The 16555-nt window shown below is 39.8% G+C and carries 18 protein-coding genes, 2 rRNA genes and 1 other annotated feature; all 20 genes read left to right on the top strand.

Annotated elements, in window-relative coordinates:
• Positions 1-128, top strand: a 23S ribosomal RNA gene (locus EDD69_RS13050); the annotation flags it as partial.
• A 186-nt stretch (positions 129-314) separates the two neighbouring features.
• Positions 315-431: ribosomal RNA gene (gene rrf / locus EDD69_RS13045) — 5S ribosomal RNA — on the top strand.
• A gap of 206 nt (positions 432-637) precedes the next feature.
• Positions 638-1102 (top strand): CtsR family transcriptional regulator, encoded by a 465-nt coding sequence (locus EDD69_RS13040; protein ID WP_132949365.1) that lies wholly within the window; start codon positions 638-640, stop codon positions 1100-1102.
• 21 nt (positions 1103-1123) lie between these two features.
• Positions 1124-1666: a protein-arginine kinase activator protein McsA gene (gene mcsA / locus EDD69_RS13035; protein ID WP_132949367.1), complete on the top strand. Its 543-nt coding sequence runs from the start codon at positions 1124-1126 to the stop codon at positions 1664-1666.
• 3 nt (positions 1667-1669) lie between these two features.
• On the top strand, positions 1670-2740 hold the full coding sequence (mcsB, locus tag EDD69_RS13030) for a protein-arginine kinase McsB (protein WP_132949364.1): 1071 nt from the start codon (positions 1670-1672) through the stop codon (positions 2738-2740).
• 22 nt (positions 2741-2762) lie between these two features.
• Positions 2763-5198: an ATP-dependent protease ATP-binding subunit ClpC gene (gene clpC / locus EDD69_RS13025; protein ID WP_132949363.1), complete on the top strand. Its 2436-nt coding sequence runs from the start codon at positions 2763-2765 to the stop codon at positions 5196-5198.
• Positions 5199-5270: 72 nt separating this feature from the next.
• Positions 5271-6665 (top strand): DNA repair protein RadA, encoded by a 1395-nt coding sequence (radA, locus tag EDD69_RS13020; protein WP_132949362.1) that lies wholly within the window; start codon positions 5271-5273, stop codon positions 6663-6665.
• A gap of 103 nt (positions 6666-6768) precedes the next feature.
• Positions 6769-7863: a PIN/TRAM domain-containing protein gene (locus tag EDD69_RS13015; protein WP_132949361.1), complete on the top strand. Its 1095-nt coding sequence runs from the start codon at positions 6769-6771 to the stop codon at positions 7861-7863.
• Between the two features lie 22 nt (positions 7864-7885).
• Entirely contained in the window at positions 7886-8599 is a 714-nt protein-coding gene (gene ispD / locus EDD69_RS13010; protein ID WP_132949360.1) for a 2-C-methyl-D-erythritol 4-phosphate cytidylyltransferase, read from the top strand.
• Positions 8574-9056, top strand: coding sequence for a 2-C-methyl-D-erythritol 2,4-cyclodiphosphate synthase (ispF, locus tag EDD69_RS13005; RefSeq protein WP_132949359.1), 483 nt, complete (start codon positions 8574-8576; stop codon positions 9054-9056). Before ispD ends, ispF begins: the two co-directional genes overlap by 26 nt.
• A 71-nt stretch (positions 9057-9127) precedes the next feature.
• Positions 9128-10585, top strand: a complete 1458-nt coding sequence (gene gltX / locus EDD69_RS13000) for a glutamate--tRNA ligase (RefSeq protein WP_207893286.1) — start codon at positions 9128-9130, stop codon at positions 10583-10585.
• Between the two features lie 40 nt (positions 10586-10625).
• Positions 10626-10850, top strand: a binding site (T-box leader).
• Positions 10851-10917: 67 nt separating this feature from the next.
• Positions 10918-11583 (top strand): serine O-acetyltransferase, encoded by a 666-nt coding sequence (gene cysE / locus EDD69_RS12995; protein WP_132949357.1) that lies wholly within the window; start codon positions 10918-10920, stop codon positions 11581-11583.
• A complete protein-coding gene (gene cysS, locus EDD69_RS12990) occupies positions 11564-12961 on the top strand; it encodes a cysteine--tRNA ligase (protein ID WP_132949356.1) in 1398 nt (465 codons plus the stop codon). The genes cysE and cysS overlap by 20 nt, the downstream gene beginning before the upstream one ends.
• A 4-nt stretch (positions 12962-12965) precedes the next feature.
• Positions 12966-13388 (top strand): Mini-ribonuclease 3, encoded by a 423-nt coding sequence (locus EDD69_RS12985; RefSeq protein ID WP_132949366.1) that lies wholly within the window; start codon positions 12966-12968, stop codon positions 13386-13388.
• 2 nt (positions 13389-13390) lie between these two features.
• The gene (gene rlmB, locus EDD69_RS12980; protein ID WP_132949355.1) at positions 13391-14128 is read left to right on the top strand and encodes a 23S rRNA (guanosine(2251)-2'-O)-methyltransferase RlmB; all 738 of its coding nucleotides are present in this window, start codon (positions 13391-13393) and stop codon (positions 14126-14128) included.
• A gap of 2 nt (positions 14129-14130) precedes the next feature.
• A complete protein-coding gene (locus tag EDD69_RS12975) occupies positions 14131-14640 on the top strand; it encodes an NYN domain-containing protein (RefSeq protein WP_132949354.1) in 510 nt (169 codons plus the stop codon).
• Between the two features lie 67 nt (positions 14641-14707).
• Entirely contained in the window at positions 14708-15358 is a 651-nt protein-coding gene (gene sigH / locus EDD69_RS12970; protein WP_132949353.1) for an RNA polymerase sporulation sigma factor SigH, read from the top strand.
• Positions 15359-15424: 66 nt separating this feature from the next.
• The gene (gene rpmG / locus EDD69_RS12965; protein WP_132949352.1) at positions 15425-15574 is read left to right on the top strand and encodes a 50S ribosomal protein L33; all 150 of its coding nucleotides are present in this window, start codon (positions 15425-15427) and stop codon (positions 15572-15574) included.
• Between the two features lie 61 nt (positions 15575-15635).
• The gene (gene secE / locus EDD69_RS12960) at positions 15636-15818 is read left to right on the top strand and encodes a preprotein translocase subunit SecE (protein WP_132949351.1); all 183 of its coding nucleotides are present in this window, start codon (positions 15636-15638) and stop codon (positions 15816-15818) included.
• A gap of 119 nt (positions 15819-15937) precedes the next feature.
• The gene (gene nusG, locus EDD69_RS12955; protein ID WP_132949350.1) at positions 15938-16471 is read left to right on the top strand and encodes a transcription termination/antitermination protein NusG; all 534 of its coding nucleotides are present in this window, start codon (positions 15938-15940) and stop codon (positions 16469-16471) included.
• Positions 16472-16555: the final 84 nt, after the last annotated feature.

Here is a 16555-nt window from a genome sequence, read left to right as displayed (position 1 = left end):
TCAAGATGAGATTTCCCATCGCGTTAAGCGAGTAAGATCCCTCGAAGATGACGAGGTTGATAGGTCCGAGGTGGAAGCGTGGCGACACGTGGAGCTGACGGATACTAATCGATCGAGGACTTAACTAAACCGGGAAAAGCCGAGAACGGTCCTTGGCGAATGCCAAGGAAGCATCCGACGGAAGTAGTAGCTTTCGACGAAGAAATGCTTGCATTTCGACGGAGAAAGCGGAACGGAGGAGGATGCTAGTTTGAGGCTAGACATCAGAGCCTGTTATCTAGTTTTGAAGGAATGAATCCTTCAATAAAAGTTGGCTCGGTGACGATAGCGGAGAGGACACACCCGTTCCCATCCCGAACACGGAAGTTAAGCTCTCCAGCGCCGATGGTAGTTGGGGCTGGGGCCCCTGCGAGAGTAGGACGTTGCCGGGCAAAAAGGCCAAGATTGGTTGATCCAGTCTTGGCCTTTTTGTTTTTTACAACATTTAAAATATTGTTTGAATGATTGTTTTGATTCAATTGAAAATGGAAAAAATAATATGTGAAAAAGGATTGTTTTCTTGCATTTTATTTGAATTCAATATATATTAAAAGTAAAGTCAAATATAGTCAAAGTCAATTGACAGAGGAGGGATTATGTGAGGAATATCTCTGATGTCATTGAGCAATATTTGAAACAAGTGCTAAGTATGAGCGGGCGAGATATTGTTGAAATTAAAAGAAGTGAAATTGCTGATAAATTTCAATGTGTTCCTTCGCAAATTAATTATGTAATCAATACACGCTTTACTTTAGAGAGAGGATATATTGTTGAAAGTAAGCGTGGAGGCGGAGGATATATTCGCATTACAAAAGTAAAAACACAAAATTCTTCGCAGTTAATTGATCATCTTTTGTCGTTAATCCAAGAGCGAATGAGCCAGACAAATGCAGAACATATTATTCAACGTTTAGTGGATGAAAAGGTAATTTCGAAGCGTGAAGCGAATATTATGTTAAGTGTTATCGATCGCACCGTTTTATCAATCGATCTTCCTCAACGTGATCAATTACGCGCAAGAATATTAAAAGCGATGCTTACATCTCTAAAATACAATTCGTGAGTGGGGAGAGAGGTGGATACGTTGATATGTCAAGAATGCAAGCAAAGACCAGCGACGCTCCATTTTACCAAAATTATTAATGGTGAAAAAACGGAAATTCATTTATGTGAGCAATGTGCTCATGAAAAAGGGGAAATGTTTATTTTCCCTGATAGTTCAGGATTCTCCATTAACAATTTACTTGCGGGACTATTGAACATGGATTCATCGATTAAAGAAGCAAAAGCAACGCCATTTCATAATCAAGAAATTTTGCAATGTGAACGTTGCAAAATGACGTATTCTCAATTTGTAAAGGTAGGGAAATTTGGTTGTTCGGATTGTTATGAAACGTTTCAGAATTACTTAAATCCGATTTTGCGTCGCTTGCATAGCGGAAATACGCTGCATGCCGGAAAAATTCCGAAGAGAATCGGCGGAAACATCTATGTGCGTAAGCAAATCGAACAGTTAAAGCAAAAATTACAAGAGCTTATTGTAAGAGAAGAATTTGAAAAAGCTGCAGAAGTTCGCGACCAAATTCGTGCCCTTGAAATGAAATTGAATGGGGAAGGGGGCTTTTAAGCGATGGAATTTCATCAGTTTTTTAACCGGGCACTTAGCTCATGGATGAATCAAGAAGGCCCCGATTCTGATATTGTATTAAGTAGTCGCATTCGCTTAGCGAGAAATATTAAAAATTTTTCCTTTCCAACTGTATTTACAAATGAGGAAGCTTTGCAAATTGTTCGTTTCTTTGAGATTACTTTTTCTGGAAAGAGTTATGGTCATATTGGTCGATTCGTTCTCTTAAAAATGAATGAGCTCCAACCAATTGAAAAAAGAGTATTAGTAGAAAAGCATTTGATTAGTCCACACCTAGCAGAAGATGCTGTTTTTGGAGCTTGTCTTTTATCGGAGAATGAAGAAGCAAGCATTATGATTAACGAGGAAGACCATATTCGTATTCAATGTCTGTTCCCTGGTTTCCAACTAACAGAAGCGCTTCAAGTCGCAAATGAATTGGATGACTGGATTGAAGAACATGTCGATTACGCTTTTGATGAACAAAGGGGATATTTAACAAGTTGTCCGACGAATGTAGGTACAGGATTAAGAGCCTCCGTTATGATGCATTTGCCTGCTCTTATTTTAACTCAACAGATGAATCGGATTATTCCGGCTATTAATCAGCTTGGATTGGTTGTTCGTGGCACATACGGAGAGGGTAGTGAGGCTTTAGGAAACATCTTTCAAATATCCAATCAAATCACATTAGGAAAATCTGAGGAAGATATCGTTGAAGATTTAAAAGGCGTCGTTCGCCAACTGATTGAACAAGAGAGAATGGCGCGTGAGGCATTAGTAAAAACTTCAAACATACAATTAGAAGACAGAATATTTCGTTCTTACGGCATATTAATGAATAGCCGAATTATTGAATCGAAGGAAGCGGCGCAGCGTCTCTCCGACGTTCGGTTAGGAATTGACTTAGGTTATATTAAAGATGTGCCAAAAAACATTTTAAACGAACTGATGATTTTAACGCAGCCTGGTTTTTTACAACGATATGCAGGCGGAGCTCTACGACCTCATGAAAGAGATATTCGCAGAGCTGCACTTATTCGAGAACGTCTAAATAGCTGGAAAAATAAGTGAAAAAAACGGAGGGTGATGAGAAATGATGTTTGGTCGATTCACTGAGCGTGCGCAAAAAGTTTTAGCGTTAGCTCAAGAAGAAGCGATTCGCTTAGGACATAATAATATCGGTACAGAGCACATTTTGCTTGGTTTAATTCGTGAAGGTGAAGGAATTGCTGCAAAAGCTTTAATGGCACTAGGTTTAGGTCCTGAAAAAATTCAAAAAGAAGTGGAATCATTAATTGGTCGCGGAAGCGAAGTAGGGCAAACGATTCATTATACTCCTCGTGCGAAAAAAGTAATTGAATTATCAATGGATGAGGCGCGTAAACTCGGCCATTCTTATGTCGGCACTGAACATATTTTGCTCGGGTTAATTCGCGAAGGAGAAGGAGTAGCAGCTCGCGTTTTAAATAATTTAGGTGTTAGCCTTAATAAGGCGCGCCAGCAAGTATTGCAATTGTTAGGAAGCAACGAATCTGTTTCTGGGCACCATGGAGGCACAACAACACATGTGAATACACCGACACTAGACAGCCTTGCCCGTGATTTAACCGCAATTGCAAGAGAAGGGGGCTTAGACCCTGTTATTGGGAGAAATAAAGAAATCCAACGTGTCATCGAGGTATTAAGCCGAAGAACAAAAAATAACCCTGTTTTGATCGGGGAACCTGGGGTAGGAAAAACCGCTATTGCTGAAGGATTGGCTCAACAAATCGTTAATAATGAAGTGCCAGAAACGCTTCGAGATAAGCGAGTTATGACGCTCGATATGGGTACGGTTGTTGCTGGAACGAAATATCGCGGTGAATTTGAAGATCGTTTGAAAAAAGTGATGGATGAAATACGTCAAGCAGGAAATATCATTTTGTTTATCGATGAATTGCATACGTTGATTGGTGCTGGAGGAGCAGAGGGAGCAATTGACGCTTCAAATATTTTGAAGCCTTCCCTTGCCCGCGGCGAGTTGCAGTGCATCGGTGCAACAACGCTGGATGAGTACCGAAAATACATTGAAAAGGATCCGGCTTTAGAAAGACGTTTCCAACCGATTTATGTAGAGGAGCCGACGATCGAAGAATCCATTCAAATTTTAAAAGGATTGCGAGACCGTTATGAAGCGCACCATCGCGTTTCTATTTCTGATGAAGCGATCGTTCAAGCTGTAAAGTTATCTGATCGTTATATTTCCGATCGTTTCTTACCAGATAAAGCGATCGACTTAATTGACGAAGCTTGCTCAAAAGTTCGTTTGCGTTCCTTTACTACGCCACCAAATTTAAAAGAACTTGAACAGAAGCTAGAAGAAATTCGAAAAGAAAAAGACGCAGCTGTGCAAAGCCAAGAGTTTGAAAAAGCGGCATCATTGCGCGATGCAGAACAAAAATTGCGCGAACAGCTTGAAGAAACAAAACGGGCTTGGAAAGAGAAACAAGGACAAGAAAACTCCGAAGTAACTGTTGAAGATATTGCGATGGTTGTGTCAAGTTGGACGGGTATTCCAGTATCGAAATTGGCGCAAACCGAAACAGAACGTTTGTTAAAGCTTGAAGAAATTCTTCATTCACGCGTGATCGGTCAAGAAGAAGCTGTAAAAGCTGTAGCGAAAGCAGTTCGTCGCGCGCGTGCTGGATTAAAAGATCCAAAACGCCCAATCGGTTCATTTATCTTCTTAGGTCCAACAGGAGTTGGAAAAACAGAATTAGCAAGAGCGCTTGCTGAAGCGATGTTTGGCGATGAAGATGCACTTATTCGAATCGATATGTCTGAATATATGGAGAAACATTCAACATCTCGTCTGATCGGTTCTCCTCCTGGTTATGTCGGTTACGAAGAAGGGGGACAACTAACAGAAAAAGTTCGCCGCAAGCCATATTCGGTCATTTTATTAGACGAAATAGAAAAAGCGCATCCAGATGTGTTTAATATCCTTTTACAAGTGCTTGAAGATGGTCGTTTAACCGATTCGAAAGGCCGTACCGTTGATTTCCGAAATACAATTGTGATCATGACTTCTAACGTTGGTGCGGATGCATTAAAACGTAACAAGTATGTTGGATTTAATGTGCAAGATGAAAGCCAGCAATACAAAGATATGAAAGGCAAAGTGATGGATGAATTGAAAAAGGCATTTCGTCCAGAATTCCTAAACCGAATTGACGAAATTATCGTCTTCCATTCTTTAGAGAAAAAACACTTAAAAGAAATTGTTACGTTAATGGTTGAGCAGTTGAAAAAACGTTTAAAAGAACAAGAAATTGAGCTTGAGTTAACAGATGCGGCAATCGAAAAACTAGCGGAAGAAGGATATGATCGAGAGTATGGAGCTCGCCCGTTACGTCGCGCGATTCAAAAACATATTGAAGATCGTTTGTCAGAAGAATTGTTAAAAGGAACGATCGGCAAAGGACAAAAAGTAACAGTAGATGTGAAAGATGGGCAATTTGTTGTATTAACAAACGAGGTTGTTGGGTAAATAGAAGAAAAAACAAGGTATGCAGCTAGAGGCATACCTTGTTTTTCATCTACATAAGAAAGGAATTGGACCATGGTGAAAAGAAAAACAAAGTTTGTTTGTCAACATTGTGGATACGAAACGCCGAAATGGATGGGGAAATGCCCAGGTTGCGGTGCTTGGAACTCGATGGCTGAAGAAATAGAAGCTGTCAAATCGCATTCACGAGCTTTGTTTCTTCACACAGATGAAGCGATGATCACAAAACCAGTTTCGATTACAACAGTCGAAACGACGCGTGAACCGAGAATCGAAACAGATTTAATGGAGTTTAATCGCGTGTTAGGCGGAGGAATTGTTCGTGGTTCGCTCGTATTAATTGGCGGTGATCCCGGCATCGGCAAATCAACGTTGTTGTTACAAATATCTGCTCAATTAGCGCTGAAACAGCACAAAGTATTATATATTTCTGGAGAAGAATCGGTGAAACAAACAAAGCTGCGTGCCGAGCGATTGCAAGTAGTTGCTGAACAATTGTACGTACTGTCAGAAACCAATTTAGAATATATTGCTCAAGCTATTGAAGAGACGAAACCATCTTTTGTGATTATCGATTCCATTCAAACGATTTATCGTTCCGAGATTACATCAGCTCCCGGAAGCGTTTCACAAGTGCGTGAATGCACGGCTGAGCTAATGCGGATTGCAAAGACGAAAGGGATTGCCATTTTTATCGTTGGCCATGTGACGAAAGAGGGATCCCTCGCTGGTCCACGAATATTAGAACACATGGTAGATACGGTTCTATATTTTGAAGGAGAACGCCATCATACGTATCGCATTTTACGTGCTGTAAAAAACCGTTTTGGTTCAACAAATGAAATCGGCATTTTTGAGATGAAGGAAACGGGTCTTGCTGAGGTGACAAATCCATCAGAAATTTTTCTTGAAGAACGTTCTAAAGGAGCAGCAGGCTCAACTGTTGTGGCGTCAATGGAAGGAACAAGGCCTGTTTTAGTAGAAATACAAGCATTGGTTTCTCCGACTAGCTTTGGTACACCGAGACGAATGGCAACAGGGATTGATCATAATCGTGTTTCGTTGTTAATGGCTGTACTTGAAAAACGAGTAGGGTTACTGTTGCAAAATCAAGATGCTTATTTGAAAGTAGCCGGGGGAATTAAGCTGGATGAACCGGCTATTGACTTAGCGATTGCGGTAAGTATTGCTTCGAGTTTTCGTGATCAACCGACAAATCCCGCTGATGTGATTATCGGGGAAGTAGGGTTAACTGGAGAAGTACGCCGCGTTTCGCGCATTGAACAAAGGGTACAAGAAGCGATAAAATTGGGATTTCAGCGCATGATTATCCCAAAAAGCAACCTAAGCGGGTGGAATGTTCCGAACCATGTAGAAGTGATCGGTGTAACGAATGTAGAAGAAGCGCTTTACTATACGTTAGGCGATGGGAAAAATCGGTGGATGTAATTTTCTGGTATTTAACAAATATATTAAAAAATAATTAAAAACGATGTCATTATTGGTTTCAAACATTGGAAACTGTTTATAATGTAGTAGAGGAGGTGAAAACGTGTTAAAACGGATCGTACAGTTATTTTTTCTTATTGTTGGTGGAATGTTAGGGATTATTTTCCTTCCACATTTATTTAAAATTTTGCATGTTGAGTCTATCCCTTATTTAGAGAGTCCTTATGTATCGGCGCTTTTAGGAGCGATCATCTTATTCCTTCTCACATTTTGGTTGGTCGATTATGTCGTTGGACTTATTCATTGGATGGAAGAAACGCTTGTTAAGGCTCCTGTTACCGATCTTTTATTCGGTAGCTTTGGCTTAATTTTTGGCTTAATCGTGGCCTTTTTAATTGTCATTCCTTTAAAGTCTATTCAGTTTCAAGTTGTCAATACAGTTTTGCCGATTTTTCTCACCCTTTTACTTGGTTATTTAGGATTTCAAGTAGGATTTAAGAAAAGAGATGAATTAATGAATCTTTTTTCTCTCTCGAACCGAATGACGAAGAAAAAAGGTGGGGAAGAAGAGGCAAACGAACATAAAGGGAAATCATTGAAAATTTTAGATACAAGCGTTATTATTGACGGAAGAATTGCAGATATTTGCCAAACTGGATTTTTAGAAGGAACGATTGTGATTCCTCGCTTTGTTCTCGAAGAATTGCAACATATTGCGGACTCTTCGGATGTATTAAAAAGAAATCGAGGAAGAAGAGGGCTTGATATTTTAAATCGAATCCAAAAAGAATTAGCGATGGATGTAGAAATTTACGAAGGTGATTTTGACGATATTCAAGAAGTTGACAGCAAGCTCGTAAAATTAGCAAAATTAACTTCAGGGGTTGTTGTTACAAACGATTTTAACTTAAATAAAGTATGTGAACTGCAAAATGTAGCGGTATTAAACATTAATGATTTAGCAAATGCAGTCAAGCCTGTTGTTCTTCCAGGAGAAGAGCTGAATGTGCACGTCATTAAAGATGGAAAAGAACATAATCAAGGTGTCGCTTATTTGGATGATGGAACGATGATCGTCGTTGAAGACGGAAAAGATTATATCGGCAAACGAGTGGATGTATTAGTTACGAGCGTGTTGCAAACGTCTGCGGGAAGAATGATTTTTGCAAAGTTAAAGTTGCTTGAAAAAGCATTATAGTTTATTGTTAGGGGAAAGAGCAATGGATTATCAAGTTGTCATACCAGCTGCTGGACAAGGCAAAAGAATGAATGCTGGAATGAATAAACAATTTATTGAACTTGATGGAAAACCGATCATTATTCATACGTTAAGCGTATTTGAACAAGATGATTGGTGTAAAGGAATTATTTTAGTCATTAATGAACAAGAACGTGCTCATTTTGAAAAAATGCTCAAGCAGTTTCAAATTAAAAAAGTAGTTGCCCTCGTTTCTGGAGGTTCTGAACGTCAGCATAGTGTTTATAACGGTTTAAAAGCTGTTCAACATACGGATACGGTTCTCATTCATGATGGGGCTCGTCCGTTTATCACCATTGCTAAAATTCATCAGCTTGTTGAAACAGCAAAGGAAAAGGGAGCAGCGATCGTTGCTGTTCCTGTTAAAGATACGATGAAGAGAGTGATCGATCACCTTGTAGAGCAAACGGTAGATCGATCGAGCTTGTGGGCTGTGCAAACGCCACAAGCTTTTTGCGTTTCACTTATACGAGAGGCGCACGAACGGGCCAATGCAGAAGGATTTATCGGAACAGATGACGCTAGTCTTGTTGAAAGAATGGGGAAGGAAGTTGTTGTCATCGAGGGAGACTATACGAATATCAAACTTACAACCCCTGATGATTTATTATTTGCAAAGGCCATTTTGTGTTCAATGAAAGGTGGATCATATGTATCGAATTGGACAAGGATTTGATGTTCATCAACTAGTAGAGGGTCGCCCGCTGATCATTGGCGGGGTTTCTATTCCTTATGAGAAGGGGTTGCTTGGCCATTCCGATGCGGATGTTTTGCTTCATGCGATTGCTGATGCGTGTTTAGGTGCGATTGCGGAAGGGGATATTGGCAAGCATTTCCCAGATACAGATGACTCATACAAGGATGCTGATTCAGCTGTCTTGTTGCAACATGTTTGGAATTTGGTCTGTGAAAGAGGATATAAACTTGTGAATGTAGATTGTACAATCATTGCACAAAAACCAAAGATGGCTCCATACATTCCACAAATGAGGGAGCGAATTGCGGCATTGCTAGGTGGCGATGTATCACAAGTAAACGTCAAAGCGACAACGACAGAAAAGCTCGGGTTTACTGGGCGAGGAGAAGGAATTGCTGCTCAAGCAATCGTTTTATTGCAAAAGATCGAGAGTTAACAACAATGGATTTTAGCAGAGGTTTAATGATACAATGAGGTACAGAAAAAAGCTGGATGGAGGTTAATAAGATGTCACGAGAAGTGAGAGTGCGCTATGCGCCAAGTCCGACTGGTCACTTGCATATTGGAAATGCGCGCACGGCGCTATTCAACTATTTATTTGCGCGTAATCAAAAAGGAAAATTTATTATTCGTATTGAAGATACAGACCAAAAACGAAATATCGCAGGCGGAGAGGAGAGCCAGTTAAAATATTTAAAATGGCTCGGAATTGACTGGGACGAAAGCGTAGATGTTGGCGGTGAATACGGTCCTTATCGCCAATCAGAGCGCAATCATATTTACAAACAGTACTATGAAGACTTGCTTGAACGTGGGTTAGCCTATAAATGTTACTGTACGGAAGAAGAATTAGAGCGCGAACGCGAGGAACAAATCGCGCGCGGAGAGATGCCGCGTTATTCAGGAAAATGTCGTCATCTAACAGAAGAAGAGCGCAAAAAGCTAGAGCAAGAAGGAAGACAGCCAAGCATTCGTTTTAAGGTTCCACAAGGAAAGGAATATAAATTTAACGACATCGTCAAAGGTGAAGTTTCTTTCCGATCTGATGATATTGGTGATTTTGTCATCGTCAAGAAAGATGGCACACCGCTCTATAACTTTGCGGTTGTAATTGATGACCATTTAATGAAAATTTCACATGTTCTACGCGGTGATGATCATATTTCCAATACACCAAAACAATTAATGATTTACGAAGCATTTGGCTGGGAACCTCCAGTGTTTGGACATATGACGCTCATTTTTAACGAACAACGTAAAAAATTAAGCAAACGCGATGAGTCCATTATTCAATTTATTGAGCAGTATGCTGAGTTAGGATACTTACCAGAGGCGCTTTTCAACTTCATCGCTTTGCTCGGTTGGTCTCCTGGCGGTGAAGAAGAAATTTTCTCAAAAGAACAATTGATTGAGATTTTTGACCCAGCTCGTCTTTCTAAATCGCCAGCTATATTTGATAAGCAGAAATTAACATGGATGAATAACCAATATATGAAAAAACTTGATCTTGATCGAGTTGTAGAGCTGGCTTTGCCGCATTTAGTGAAGGCAGGTCGCTTACCAGAGCAGATGAGCGAAGAACAAAAACAGTGGGCGCGTAAATTAATCGCTTTATATCAAGAGCAAATGAGTTACGGTGCCGAGATTGTTCCGTTATCTGAAATGTTCTTCAAGAGCGAAATCGAGTATGATGAAGAAGCAAAGGCGATTTTAGCTGAAGAGCAAGTGCCAGAAGTATTAAAAGCATTTTTAAACGAAATTGAAAAGCTTGAAACATTCGAGAGCGATGACATTAAAGCAGCGATTAAAGCGGTACAAAAAGCAACAGGGCAAAAAGGGAAAAAATTATTTATGCCGATTCGTGTCGCTGTGACAGGACAAACGCATGGACCTGAGTTGCCGGAAGTAATCCACTTGTTAGGAAAAGAAACGGTTGCGGCTCGCTTAGAAAAATTAGTGCGTTAACATTTTTCCTTTTATGTAATAATATAAAAATAGAATATAGGCGAAAGCGTTGATGAGGAGAAGTAAAAAGTATCGACATGACAGAGAGAATCACCTTTGGCTGGAAGTGATTTATGTTCGATGCTTTTGAAATGCACCTCAGAGTCTCCTTTCGAACCAGAGCAGAGGCGTTCTGCAGTAGAATGGAGCGGATCCCACCGTTATAAGGGTTAGAGTGAGCCTTTTTGGCTAAACAGAGTGGAACCGCGCTCAAAGCGTCTCTGTGTCGTTGTACACAGAGACGCTTTTTCGTTTAAACCTACCAAAAAAATCAGTGGAGGGGAGGAGAAAAAATGTTTAAAACATTAAAAGAAGACATTGAAGTCATTTTTGAGCAAGATCCAGCTGCAAGGAGTTATTTAGAAGTTATTTTGACGTATTCAGGACTTCACGCCATTTGGGCGCATCGCATTGCTCATGCCTTATATAAGCGAAAGTTTTTCTTTATTGCTAGATTGATTTCGCAAATTAGCCGCTTTTTTACCGGAATCGAAATTCATCCTGGTGCAAAAATTGGCCGCCGCTTTTTCATTGATCATGGCATGGGGGTCGTCATCGGAGAAACGTGTGAAATTGGCGATAATGTCACGGTTTATCAAGGAGTGACATTAGGCGGAACCGGAAAAGAAAAAGGAAAACGTCATCCAACGATTAAAGATAATTGCTTGATTGCTACAGGGGCAAAAGTACTTGGTTCCATTACAATCGGTGAAAATTGTAAAATAGGAGCGGGTTCGGTCGTACTTAAAGATGTACCGCCAAACTCTACAGTTGTTGGCATACCGGGACGCGTCGTTGTTCAAAATGGAGTTCGGGTGAACAAAGACTTAAATCATAGTGATTTACCAGACCCAATCGCAGATCGCTTTAAAGAGTTAGAGTCAGAGATCGAGAAATTAAAAGCAGAAATTGAACAACTAAAGAAAGGAACGGTGAATCATGAGCATTCAAGTTTATAATACATTGACACGAAAAAAAGAGCCGTTTATTCCGCTAGAACCAAACAAGGTAAAAATGTATGTATGCGGTCCGACGGTTTATAACTATATACACATCGGAAACGCTCGCCCGGCCATCGTTTTTGATACGATTCGTCGCTACTTGGAGTTTCGCGGCTACGAAGTGCAATACGTTTCCAATTTCACCGATGTTGATGATAAACTCATTCGAGCTGCACGTGAATTAGGTGAGGATGTTCCAACGATTGCAGAGCGATTCATTCAGGCATATTTTGAAGACATTACGGCATTAGGGTGCAAAAAAGCGAATGTTCATCCACGGGTTACAGAAAACATCGATGTTATTATTGAATTTATTCAACAATTGATCGATAAAGGATATGCTTACGAAGTAGATGGCGACGTCTATTATAGAACACGCCAATTTTCCGAATACGGTAAGCTATCTCATCAGTCGATTGATGAGTTGAAATTAGGAGCGCGAATTGAAGTCGGTGAAAAGAAAGAAGATCCGCTTGATTTTGCTTTATGGAAAGCCGCAAAAGAAGGGGAGATTTGCTGGGACAGTCCATGGGGAAAAGGCAGACCAGGATGGCATATTGAATGCTCAGCAATGGCACGGAAATATTTAGGGGATACCATTGACATTCATGCTGGCGGTCAAGATTTAACGTTCCCGCATCATGAAAACGAAATTGCCCAATCGGAGGCGTTAACAGGAAAACCTTTTGCAAAGTATTGGTTGCATAATGGATATATTAATATTAACAACGAAAAGATGTCGAAATCGCTTGGCAACTTTGTGCTAGTCCATGACATTATTAAACAAATCGATCCGCAAGTGCTGCGCTTTTTTATGCTTTCTGTTCATTATCGTCATCCAATCAACTATAGTGAGCCGTTATTAGAAAGCGCAAAAAGCGGGTTAGAACGACTTAAAAATGCTTATTTCAATTTGAAACATCGACTTGAAAGCAGCACGAACTTGACGACAGATGATGAAAAGTGGTTAACAACGATCAATGAATTGCGCGAACAATTTATCAAAGAGATGGACGATGATTTTAATACAGCCAATGCGATCGCCGTTTTATTCGAATTAGCAAAACAGGCTAACTTGTATTTATTAGAAAAAAATACGTCGGAAAAGGTGATCAAAGCGTTTCTACAGCAATTTGAGCAGCTATTTGATGTGCTCGGTCTTTCTTTACAAGAAGAAGAGTTGCTTGATGAAGAAATTGAGGCTTTAATTCAAAAGCGAATGGAAGCGAGAAAAAATCGTGATTTTGCTTTAGCGGACCAAATTCGCGAGCAACTCAGAGCAAAAAATATTATTTTAGAAGATACTCCTCAAGGAACAAGATGGAGAAGGGGTTAAAATGATTTTACGTCTACTGGATGAAGTAAAAGATTTTAAACAATTAAATGGTTTGGCGCTTGCTTATATCGGTGATGCCGTATACGAATTATTTGTGCGGCATCACCTTCTTGCTCATGGTGCTGTCAAGCCCAATCAGCTGCATAACTTGGCAAAAACGTATGTATGTGCGAAAGCGCAAGCAAGCGCTCTTCAGTTTTTAATGGAAAACGAAAAGCTCTCCGAAGAAGAAATGGCCATTGTTCGACGCGGACGAAATGCGAAATCCATGAGCGTGCCGAAAAATACAGATGTACAAACATACCGCTATAGTACAGCGTTTGAAGCGCTAATCGGTTACCATTTCCTTAATGAAAACAACGATCGCTTAGAAGAAATTATTCATCATGTTTTTACGTTGCACAAAAATGAAGAAAGGAGGAAATAAAATTGGATCTCATTATTGGAAAAAACCCTGTTTTAGAGGCGCTGAAATCAGGAAGAGAAATCAATAAAATATGGATTGCTGAAGGTTCGCAGCGCGGGCAAATGCAGTCGATCATCCAACTTGCAAAGCAAGCGGGAGTACTGATTCAATACGTTCCAAAAAAGAAAATGGATCAAATGGCTGAGGGAAATCATCAAGGAGTTGTTGCTCAAGTTGCCGCTTATCGATACTACGAAGTAGATGATTTGTTTAAAAAAGCTGAACAAAGCGGTGAACCGCCTTTTTTGATCATCCTGGACGAAATCGAGGATCCGCATAACTTAGGGTCGATTATGCGAACAGCCGATGCCGTTGGCGCGCATGGCATCATTATTCCAAAGCGGCGAGCTGTCGGTTTGACAGCAACAGTTGCCAAAGCTTCCACAGGAGCGATTGAGTACATTCCAGTTGCTCGAGTAACCAATTTAGCTCGAACCGTTGATGAATTAAAAGAACGTGGTGTATGGATTGTCGGAACAGATGCAAAAGGGGAACAAGATTACCGCTCGCTCGATGGAACGATGCCGTTAGCTCTCGTTATTGGCAGCGAAGGAAAAGGAATGAGTCGTTTAATTCGGGAAAAATGCGACTTTCTAATCCGTTTACCGATGAAAGGGAGAGTTACGTCATTAAATGCCTCGGTTGCAGCTAGCTTACTCATGTATGAGGTGTATCGAAAACGAAATCCGTTAGGGGAATAAAGATGGATATTCTCATCGTGGACGGTTATAACATTATTGGTGCTTGGCCAGAATTAAGAAAATTGCGCGATGAAGATCTTGCTTTAGCGCGAGATTTATTAATTGAAAAAATGGCCGAGTATCAAGCATTTACTGGTTATAAAGTCATTATTGTATTTGATGCACACCTCGTACAAGGAGTCGAAAAAAAATATCACGAGCATAAGGTCGAAGTCATTTTTACGAAAGAAAATGAAACGGCTGATGAATACATTGAAAAATTAGCAAAATCGCTAAACAATATTCGTACGAAAATTTATGTCGCCACTTCGGATTATACTGAGCAATGGGCGATTTTTGGCCAAGGAGCGCTGCGCAAATCCGCCCGAGAATTGTTAAGTGAAATGGAAGCGGTTGAGAAAAGCATCTCAAACAATGTAAAACATATTCAAGAAAAAAAACCTTCATCAAAAATTCCATTGACGGAAGAAGTAGCGAAAATTTTTGAAAAGTGGAGAAGAGGAGAAAAATGAACGATTGACCCTGTAAAAATTTGTACTGTATAATATTTTTATCCATGTGTGGGGCGGGGGGATCGGCGTGAGCGCAAGCATTAGCGAGAAGTTTCATAAAAATTACAAACATCTTGAAGATGAAGAAGTAGTTGATCTAGTGCATCAAGGGGATAGCGATGCATTAGATTATTTAATTCATAAATATAAAAATTTTGTTCGGGCGAAGGCGCGTTCCTATTTTTTAGTAGGGGCAGATCATGAAGATATTGTTCAAGAAGGAATGATCGGATTATATAAAGCCATTCGTGATTTTAAGGAGGACAAGCAGACATCATTTAAAGCTTTTGCTGAGTTATGTATTACAAGGCAAATGATTACAGCGATTAAAATGGCTACGCGCCAAAAACACATCCCTCTCAATTCTTATGTGTCTTTAGATAAGCCGATTTATGAGGATGACTCGGCACGAACATTAATGGATATGCTTTCAGGAGCAAAAGTGATGAACCCTGAAGAACTCCTTATTAACCGTGAAGAAGTCGATAGTATTGAAGGGAAAATATCGGAACTTTTAAGTGATTTAGAAAGAAAAGTTCTTCTTCTTTACTTAGAAGGAAGGTCTTATCAGGAAATTTCAGAGGAACTAAATCGCCACGTGAAATCAATCGATAACGCCTTGCAAAGGGTAAAGCGGAAATTAGAAAAATATGTCGAGATGCGAGGAGTTGGTCGATAGCGATAGTTGACATAAAAAAACGTTGTATGGTAAAGTTTTTAAGACGTTGTGTGGTGGGGGAGAAGTATGCGTAAAAAAGTGATTTTAGCATGTAGTCAATGTTATAGCCGAAATTACTCAACAATGAAAAATGTTGTTAATCTCCAAGAACGCCTTGAGATGAAAAAATTTTGCAAAGTTTGCAATACACATACGATCCACCGCGAAACGAAATAGATTTGCACATATTTCAAAGATTGTCTGAAAGCGACAGTCCCAAGTTGTTGGAGGTTTCGATATGCAGCGTGTGACAAAATTTTTTCGCGAAGTCGTCCGCGAGATGAAAAAAGTAAGTTGGCCAAAAAGAAAAGAATTAGTGAATTATACAATTACCGTATTAGCTACTGTTGCGTTTGTGACTGTATTTTTTGCAATCGTTGATTTAGGAATTTCAGAATTAATTCGCTTCATACTTGAATAACTCCAGTATCTCCATGATATAATGGAAGATAACATTAGGAAAATAAAGCCCGGTAAACGGGTTTTTATTTTGCCTTTATCACTCTGTTTAAGGAGGGAAGGACGTTAAAGTCCCAATCAATGGAAAAGAACTGGTATGTTATTCATACGTATTCAGGATATGAAAATAAAGTGAAAGCAAACTTGGAAAAACGTGTTGAATCGATGGGAATGCAAGATAAGATTTTCCGAGTTGTTGTTCCAGAAGAAGAAGAGACGGACACAAAAGGCGGAAAAAAGAAAGTTGTCAAGAGAAAAGTGTTTCCTGGGTATGTGCTAGTAGAAATGATTATGACTGATGATTCTTGGTATGTTGTTCGCAACACGCCAGGGGTAACCGGATTTGTTGGTTCATCTGGTGCAGGATCTAAACCAACTCCTCTTCTTGAAGAAGAAGTCAACGCCATCTTAAAACGAATGGGTGTTGATTTAGTTGAACTTGATTTTGACTTTGAATTACATGAAACCGTTCAAGTGAAAGAAGGTCCGTTTGCGAATTTTGCGGGAACGATCGAAGAAATTGATATGGATAAACGAAAGGTAAAAGTACTTGTAAACATGTTCGGACGGGAAACACCTGTCGAATTGGACTTTTCACAAATTGAAAAAATATAATAGTAAACAACTTGCAAATATGAGAGAAAAGTGATAATATTTTAAGGTCAGTATGTCTCAATTGATTGAGACGAATGCGATTAT

It is taken from the genome of Thermolongibacillus altinsuensis (assembly GCF_004341205.1).
In the GTDB taxonomy this organism is placed as follows: domain Bacteria; phylum Bacillota; class Bacilli; order Bacillales; family Anoxybacillaceae; genus Thermolongibacillus; species Thermolongibacillus altinsuensis.
The sequence above is the reverse complement of the archived record's forward strand: the minus strand, read 5'-3'. Positions and strand labels throughout refer to the sequence as shown.

Bases quoted from the DNA above. Each gene is read 5' to 3' on its own strand.
- nusG (WP_132949350.1), top strand. From the start codon at position 15,938: ATGGAAAAGAACTGGTATGTTATTCATACGTATTCAGGATATGAAAAT.
- rpmG (WP_132949352.1), top strand. From the start codon at position 15,425: ATGCGTAAAAAAGTGATTTTAGCATGTAGTCAATGTTATAGCCGAAAT.
- radA (WP_132949362.1), top strand. From the start codon at position 5,271: ATGGTGAAAAGAAAAACAAAGTTTGTTTGTCAACATTGTGGATACGAA.
- clpC (WP_132949363.1), top strand. From the start codon at position 2,763: ATGATGTTTGGTCGATTCACTGAGCGTGCGCAAAAAGTTTTAGCGTTA.
- cysE (WP_132949357.1), top strand. From the start codon at position 10,918: ATGTTTAAAACATTAAAAGAAGACATTGAAGTCATTTTTGAGCAAGAT.
- EDD69_RS12975 (WP_132949354.1), top strand. From the start codon at position 14,131: ATGGATATTCTCATCGTGGACGGTTATAACATTATTGGTGCTTGGCCA.
- ispD (WP_132949360.1), top strand. From the start codon at position 7,886: ATGGATTATCAAGTTGTCATACCAGCTGCTGGACAAGGCAAAAGAATG.
- secE (WP_132949351.1), top strand. From the start codon at position 15,636: ATGCAGCGTGTGACAAAATTTTTTCGCGAAGTCGTCCGCGAGATGAAA.
- mcsB (WP_132949364.1), top strand. From the start codon at position 1,670: ATGGAATTTCATCAGTTTTTTAACCGGGCACTTAGCTCATGGATGAAT.
- gltX (WP_207893286.1), top strand. From the start codon at position 9,128: ATGTCACGAGAAGTGAGAGTGCGCTATGCGCCAAGTCCGACTGGTCAC.
- ispF (WP_132949359.1), top strand. From the start codon at position 8,574: ATGTATCGAATTGGACAAGGATTTGATGTTCATCAACTAGTAGAGGGT.
- cysS (WP_132949356.1), top strand. From the start codon at position 11,564: ATGAGCATTCAAGTTTATAATACATTGACACGAAAAAAAGAGCCGTTT.